Source organism: Roseovarius albus (genome assembly GCF_900172335.1).
Lineage (GTDB): Bacteria > Pseudomonadota > Alphaproteobacteria > Rhodobacterales > Rhodobacteraceae > Roseovarius > Roseovarius albus.
The window spans coordinates 197,151-203,297 of record NZ_FWFX01000007.1; the positions used below are offsets into that span (position 1 = coordinate 197,151).

Here is a 6,147-nt window from a genome sequence, read left to right on the forward strand (position 1 = left end):
TGTTTACTGAAACCAACAAATGCTGGGGGGCAGTTTGGTATCCGAAGTTTATTCTGAGTTTCGAGAAGGGGTGGCAATCCTGAGCCTGTGCCGCCCGGTGGCGAATACATTGTCGCCGACAATGAGAGCAGAACTGTTCCAGCACCTAGAGCAAGCCTACAGCGATGCAGCTCTAAAGGGCGTAATCTTACGTGGGATCGGGGAGTGTTTTAGCACTGGGCTTGATCTTGCGGAATACGATGATGGTTTAGCTTCACCGGATGTGTCCGAGTTATGCACATTGATCGAAGATGGGCCCAAACCCGTTGTGATGGCCCTTCATGGTTCCGCCTTTGGAGCAGGCTTTGAACTGGCCTTGGCCGGATCCGTTCGGATCGCTAAGACGGAAACAACGGCGGCGCTTCCTGAACTATCTTTTGGCTTGATCCCCTGTGGCGGTGCCACGCAGCGTTTACCACGCTTGGTTGGGGCGCACAGCTCTTTGGATTTCATGCTGACAGGAAGAGTATTGGATGTCAGCGACCCTCTGCTTGAGGGTGTCTTTGACCTTGTTACGGAACTGGACCCTACAGAGCTTGCGCTGCAGTTGGTTAAAGAGCTCTCAAGTACCGGCCAGTGGCCACGGACGAAAGAGAGTGTGGCAGGCCTTGCCGACCCTTTCGCTTATAGACAGGCGATCAATGAAGCATCCTTGCGGCTTTTGAACCGAGGAGATGCTGTTGATTGTTTGTTGCGTTGTGTCGAGGCTGCGCAATTACTGCCTTATTCACAAGGACTGGCTCTTGAAAAATCTGCTTTGGAAGATTTACGCACATCCAAATCGGCGCGTGCGCAACGCCACCTCTATTTGGCCGAAAAGAAAGCCACTATGGTTCAGGTGGCGGAAAATCCCGTTCAGCACGAGCAGACGGTCGTTTTTTTAGGCCACAACAAGCATTTAGGGGCCTTGGTGTCGCTGTGTCACAGCCGTGGGGCTGACGTTGTCTTGTTAGATGCGGATGCCGAACAGGCCTTGAATAAGCACCAGCGCATCAAGGCGGTTTATGAGCAGGCCGTTGAAGCAGGCCAATTGAGTGCTGCAGCATGTGAAAGTAACCTTTCCAAGCTTTCTGCTGGCACAGGTTTTGATGCTTTGAAGCATGCCGATATCGTCTTTGATATGCAGAAAGGGGCTGCAGATTCTGACCTTCCATCACTAAAGGAAACCTGTGTCTGGATTGCGATTGACGGAAACGAACCCGGCGATCGATTTGATGAAAATCCGGTTATGACCCTTAGTTTTCCACAATTTGGCGAAGGGATACGGTTCGCTGAAATCGCAATCGCCGATGGGGCTGGCAAAGATGCGGTAGATACCGTGGCACGTTTCTGTAGCGGCCAAGGAAGAACCTTGCTCAAAACAACTGCAGCCTCCGGAGGGATAGCCAACCGATTACAATCGGCACTGTTTCTTGCTGCGTTGGAAATGGTCGCAGCAGGACAGTCTCCGGAAGAAGTGGATGATGCCGCCGGGTTAATTGGACTGTCGCTTGGGCCATTTCATCAGATTGATGAGATTGGTTTGTCGAATGTCGCCATCCAATTGGATCGTTTCATGGAACGGCATGGCTTACCGAGAACATCAGGCTTGTCCCTTTTAGTATCGCGTATTTCGGACAGCAGGGAGCATTCCGGCGCGGTGCGTGGTTTTTATCTCCTCGGGGCGGCAGACCCTGCGCTGTTGTCTTGGCTGGAGGCCTGGCGCCGGAAACATTCCCATCCGTCAGCTGTTTCTTGCAGTTCCCGAGATGTTGCGCTGGCGTTGCATGGTGCCTTGCTGAACGAGGCAGTCAGTTTGCTTGAAGAGGGCGCCGTGCAGCGGGCGTCAGATATCGATGTAACAAGCGTTGCTGCTTTGCGGATGGGGCGCGACACCGGCGGTCCATTGTTTCTGTCCGATCTACATGGCCTCTTGCCGATTGTTTTGACCATGCAGGAGTGGGAGAATGTTGTGCGCCCGCTGTGGGGACCCCACAAAACCCTTCGGGAAATGGTCAACAACGGCAGGAGCTTTTATTAGGATTCAGAATTCCAATGGATCAGCTTAATGCGATCCCGACGATAACAATCATCAACCCAAGAACCGACAGGAACAGGGCACCGGTGTTCCACGGCATGACCTGGCGCACAGCTTCGCGCAGTTCATCGTCGCTGATGCCTGCATTCCGCGCTTTCCAGACTTTGAAGATGCACCAAAACAAGCCTACAAGACCCGCCAAAGATACAGCGGCACCAATCCAGACCAGACTACCCATCTCGTTAACCTCTTATGTGTTGTGCGCCTCTGCGCTAAAACAACTGAATAGAAACTGCAAGCGCGACCACTCTGCAATTCTTCGGCGATCGTCGGCTTTGAGACTTGCAGCACGCTTGATGTGTCAGTAGTGAAAGGGCCAGAAACCGAATTTGACTGCAATGAGGCCGAGATGAACGATATGAACCCAGATGCAACCTATCGCGTCACCGCTGATGAACTGCGCCAGTTTGTTGAACGGTTCGAACGTCTTGAAGCCGATAAAAAAGATCTCGCCGAGCAGCAAAAAGAGGTTATGGCTGAGGCGAAGTCACGTGGTTACGATACAAAGGTGTTGCGAAAAATCGTTTCGCTTCGCAAACGAGACAAAGATGACATTGCCGAAGAGGAAGCGGTGTTGGAATTGTACAAAGAAGCCTTGGGAATGTGAGCGCTGTGTCGAGTTATTTCAAAAAGCCGAGTTGTTCACCACGCATCAGTATCATTGCATAGGATCAGGCAATATCACATTGAGATTAGGGATGTGTGCTAATCGCTCCAGATCGTCCTCGTAGGTCTCTGTCATTGCGTCGGTCAATTCGTCATTCCAATTGGGCAGATCTATTTCTTGCTCCAATGCTTCTTCACGTCCAAACTTCTCGATAAATGCGATTATTACTTGCTGTTTTTGCTCTTCACTCAGTCCTTTGTGGTTTTGCATAAATGATTGAAATTGTTCGAGCCCAACTTCGCTCAATATGTCATTCAACAATGTGAACTGTCCTTCAAATTCAATCGAAGCATTAATATTTGCAAATGTTTGCAAAATCTTGCCCCAAATCACTGGGGTGTCCTCGTTGCACCAGACCGTAATTGGAATGTCAGGGAAGGCTTGATGAATTCGCATAAAAAAATCTGACCACCGGACAGAAGTGAGCATGTTTTCGTACAAGCGTTTTTGCCCGGTGAGATCAAAATATTTGTAGTAAATTGTTGGCAGGAAAGATGCGGGGTTTCGAATGGACATGAACATTTCTAGCTGTGCGCTTGGAAAGAGTTTAGACATCGCGTCGATCCGGTGTTCTGCCATGCGGTAGAACTGTCCATTTCTGAAGCTCATTTTTTCGGTGCCAAAAAACCCAGGATTTGAAATGATGTGCCGATTGGCACCGGAGCGGCCAACAACAGATTCGTACACTTCTTTGCTCACCATGGCTGAAATGTTTGATGATTCATTTTCCCCAAACGCGGATCTTATCCACTTTCTATAGGCCGCCAGACCGGGCACATTCACATCGTGTTTTTCCAGCATCTCACGGTTTCGTTGCAGACATTTAATCAGCCTGTCTTCGTCAGTTAAATGTGCGCCGGTGTGAAAGACGATCTGCATGTGCGTTCCATTTGGGGGTATGTGCAGATGTACAATAAATTTATTTAGACAAAGATAAACCGTCTTCTGTTCGTGATTTCACGCATTTTCTATCTTGAAGTAGAAGGGTGATATGCGTATGTGCTTCCGCAAGCCCCTATAGCTCAGCTGGTAGAGCAACTGATTTGTAATCAGTAGGTCCGCGGTTCGAGTCCGTGTGGGGGCACCACTTAAACACCAGTCAAACACCGAAAACTCTCGCTTAGCAAAACTGCCGCTCTGTCTCAAAGGCCGTGACGGGATACACATCGACCGGTTATGCCGCGATGCAGCTTCTGTAGTTCAGTCTTTCGTGCATAACGCAGCATTTCAAGAATATGAATGACAGCAGCGCAGCTCACAGAATCAGAATTGTCCACAACAAAATTCTTCCCAATAATCACGCCTGTTTACAAGTCAATCCAAATGTCCGTCGGCGTAATCATTCTACGGCTTTGCAACTATTTTTCCTGTTGCTCACGACGAACCTGGATCAAAACGTAAATTGGTAGTCCGGCGAGAAGCAGCAAAAATCCCCACATAGCAGCTTCTGCCCCGGCCCCGTAAATTGTGAACATTGAGAAGACAAAGGCAATGGTTGCGATTGGCAAGTACGTGAGGGGGTTGAGGTATCCTATGCGCTTACCAAGTGTGATGAGTATAATGCCCTCGACAAAGCAACAGAACACATAGGGCACCATATCTGCGACGGTCGAAAGTCGGACAACGAAGTCGTACACGCTGATCAGAGCTTTGGAACCTGAAGCTTGCATCACCAAAATTGCTACTGAAAGCGAGACCGAGATGACAATGCCTTTTGCGGGGACACCGTTCCGATTGAGGTCGGCAAAAATCTGGGGAAGCAATCCGTGTCGCGCCGCTGCTAATGGAATTTGCGCCATGACCAATGTCCAACCGTTCAACGCTGCGATAGAAGATAGAACCGCAGCTGCAGCAATAACGTATCCGGCCCACCCCCCCCACATCAGGCTGGCCGCATCGGCAAATGGTGCGCCCGACTGTTCAAGAGCAACACGTCCCATTACGCCCATGACTGACATAGTTCCGAAGGTGTAGATTGCGGCGGCGATAAGGGTGCCTGCGATTGTCGCAATTGCAATTGTACGCTTTGGGTTCTTAACTTCCCCAGCTGGGACTGTGGCAGATTCCACACCAGAAAAAGCGAACATGATGAACGGCGCGGTACCCGCAAGGGCAAGGAAAAACGACATTTTGGTCGGATTGATCGGTGTGAAGTGCCCCCATTCCACCCAGAACAGACCGAGGAATGATACAGCCAAAAATGGGATCATTTTTATGCTCACAACAATGAGTTGAAATTTTCCAGCTTCCTTTGTGCCCATGAGGTTTAGCAACGCGACACCGATCATCAAAGCCAGTGCAATTGCTAAATTGGAAATTGGCGCGCCCGAAAGAGCCGGGATGAGTACTTGAAGATAGTCTGTCGCTGCGATCGCGATGGCGGGAAGTGACGCCCAGATCGAAATCCAGTATCCCCAAGCAACGAGAAACCCGGCAAAGTCACCAAACCCTTTGCGTGCAAAGGCATAAGGTCCACCGGTTTCGGGAACTATTCGGCTCAACCGGGCAAAGACCAACCCCAAACACAATGCCCCTATTGACATCACCACCCACCCAATAAGGGCGACAGAGCCAAAGACCGCCAAGGCAGCGGGTGCCAGAAAAAAACCGGATCCGACGACATTACCAACAACCAAAGCGGTACAGGTCCAAACGCCTAAGGATGCAGTCTTTTCAGTGCTCACGTTGTCCCCTTCGGTTGATCGTGGGATGTTGCCCGGACTTCAATTTACCATAATCCGGTTCCGACGATGCCCGTAAAGGTTAGAATAATGGCAAGGGCAAGGATAGCCAAAGCGGTAAGACCACCGGCGACCAATCCGTTACGGTCAAAAAACAAGGGCGCGCCCACAGCACGGTCTTTGTGCGCCAAAAGGTATATAAAGATCTCCACCGCGAAAAGAAGCAAAGATATCAACAAGAAACCGGGGCCCGCCGCATATGTAACCCTTACATAATCCGATGGTGCAGATTGCTTGAGCAGACATACAAGCAAGCCCCCGAAATCTTGGTGCCTACAGACCAGAAATATCGACATAGATTCTGTAGTCGGTTATTTTTCCATCTTGCACCTCAAACCTCGTGGCGAAGGGAACGTCATGTTCGCTAAGATCTTTACGAGTGTGGTGAACCAGACCGTCGCAAAAAGCAGTCAATCCGCCTTCCCAGATCCCCGAGATCGTATGTTGCATAGCTTGTATCATCTCGAAGAATGGCGCATTTGCGTTTGAGCTTCACCTGTCCGTCGTCAGAGATTTTGGCACCAAGAGCGGCGTAAACTAAGAGAGAGTTCGGCTCATCTTGTTGGATTGATTATGCGGCGCGTTTTCTGTGATGCAAGCGTCGCGTTTCGAGCGTCTTTCGT

At 50.2% G+C, this 6,147-nt stretch carries 6 protein-coding genes and 1 tRNA gene; 3 read left to right on the forward strand and 4 right to left on the reverse strand.

Features of this window, described 5'->3' with window-relative positions:
* Window positions 1-19: 19 nt before the first annotated feature.
* Entirely contained in the window at window positions 20-2,059 is a 2,040-nt protein-coding gene (locus tag ROA7450_RS12775; protein WP_085806226.1) for an enoyl-CoA hydratase-related protein, read from the forward strand.
* A gap of 19 nt (window positions 2,060-2,078) precedes the next feature.
* Here ROA7450_RS12775 and ROA7450_RS12780 read toward each other — a convergent pair whose 3' ends face one another.
* Window positions 2,079-2,294: a carboxymuconolactone decarboxylase family protein gene (locus tag ROA7450_RS12780; RefSeq protein WP_085806227.1), complete on the reverse strand. Its 216-nt coding sequence runs from the start codon at window positions 2,292-2,294 to the stop codon at window positions 2,079-2,081.
* Between the two features lie 171 nt (window positions 2,295-2,465).
* On the opposite strand from ROA7450_RS12780, the gene ROA7450_RS12785 reads away from it, so the two are divergent.
* Entirely contained in the window at window positions 2,466-2,723 is a 258-nt protein-coding gene (locus ROA7450_RS12785) for a DUF2312 domain-containing protein (RefSeq protein WP_085806252.1), read from the forward strand.
* A gap of 51 nt (window positions 2,724-2,774) precedes the next feature.
* Here the strand turns inward: ROA7450_RS12785 and ROA7450_RS12790 are convergent, their stop codons facing one another.
* Window positions 2,775-3,662, reverse strand: a complete 888-nt coding sequence (locus ROA7450_RS12790; RefSeq protein WP_085806228.1) for a hypothetical protein — start codon at window positions 3,660-3,662, stop codon at window positions 2,775-2,777.
* 132 nt (window positions 3,663-3,794) lie between these two features.
* Here ROA7450_RS12790 and ROA7450_RS12795 point away from each other — a divergent pair.
* Window positions 3,795-3,870: transfer RNA gene (locus tag ROA7450_RS12795), tRNA-Thr, on the forward strand.
* A gap of 271 nt (window positions 3,871-4,141) precedes the next feature.
* Here the strand turns inward: ROA7450_RS12795 and ROA7450_RS12800 are convergent.
* Together ROA7450_RS12800 and ROA7450_RS20990 are read right to left on the reverse strand one after the other, a co-directional pair.
* Window positions 4,142-5,467: an amino acid permease gene (locus tag ROA7450_RS12800; protein WP_143534442.1), complete on the reverse strand. Its 1,326-nt coding sequence runs from the start codon at window positions 5,465-5,467 to the stop codon at window positions 4,142-4,144.
* A gap of 330 nt (window positions 5,468-5,797) precedes the next feature.
* Window positions 5,798-5,974, reverse strand: coding sequence for a nuclear transport factor 2-like protein (locus ROA7450_RS20990; protein WP_159454042.1), 177 nt, complete (start codon window positions 5,972-5,974; stop codon window positions 5,798-5,800).
* Window positions 5,975-6,147 lie beyond the last annotated feature (173 nt).

Excerpts from the sequence above, each read along its gene's own strand:
- ROA7450_RS12775 (WP_085806226.1), top strand. The coding sequence starts at position 20 with ATGCTGGGGGGCAGTTTGGTATCCGAAGTTTATTCTGAGTTTCGAGAA.
- ROA7450_RS12780 (WP_085806227.1), bottom strand. The coding sequence starts at position 2,294 with ATGGGTAGTCTGGTCTGGATTGGTGCCGCTGTATCTTTGGCGGGTCTT.
- ROA7450_RS12785 (WP_085806252.1), top strand. The coding sequence starts at position 2,466 with ATGAACGATATGAACCCAGATGCAACCTATCGCGTCACCGCTGATGAA.
- ROA7450_RS12790 (WP_085806228.1), bottom strand. The coding sequence starts at position 3,662 with ATGCAGATCGTCTTTCACACCGGCGCACATTTAACTGACGAAGACAGG.
- ROA7450_RS20990 (WP_159454042.1), bottom strand. The coding sequence starts at position 5,974 with ATGCAACATACGATCTCGGGGATCTGGGAAGGCGGATTGACTGCTTTT.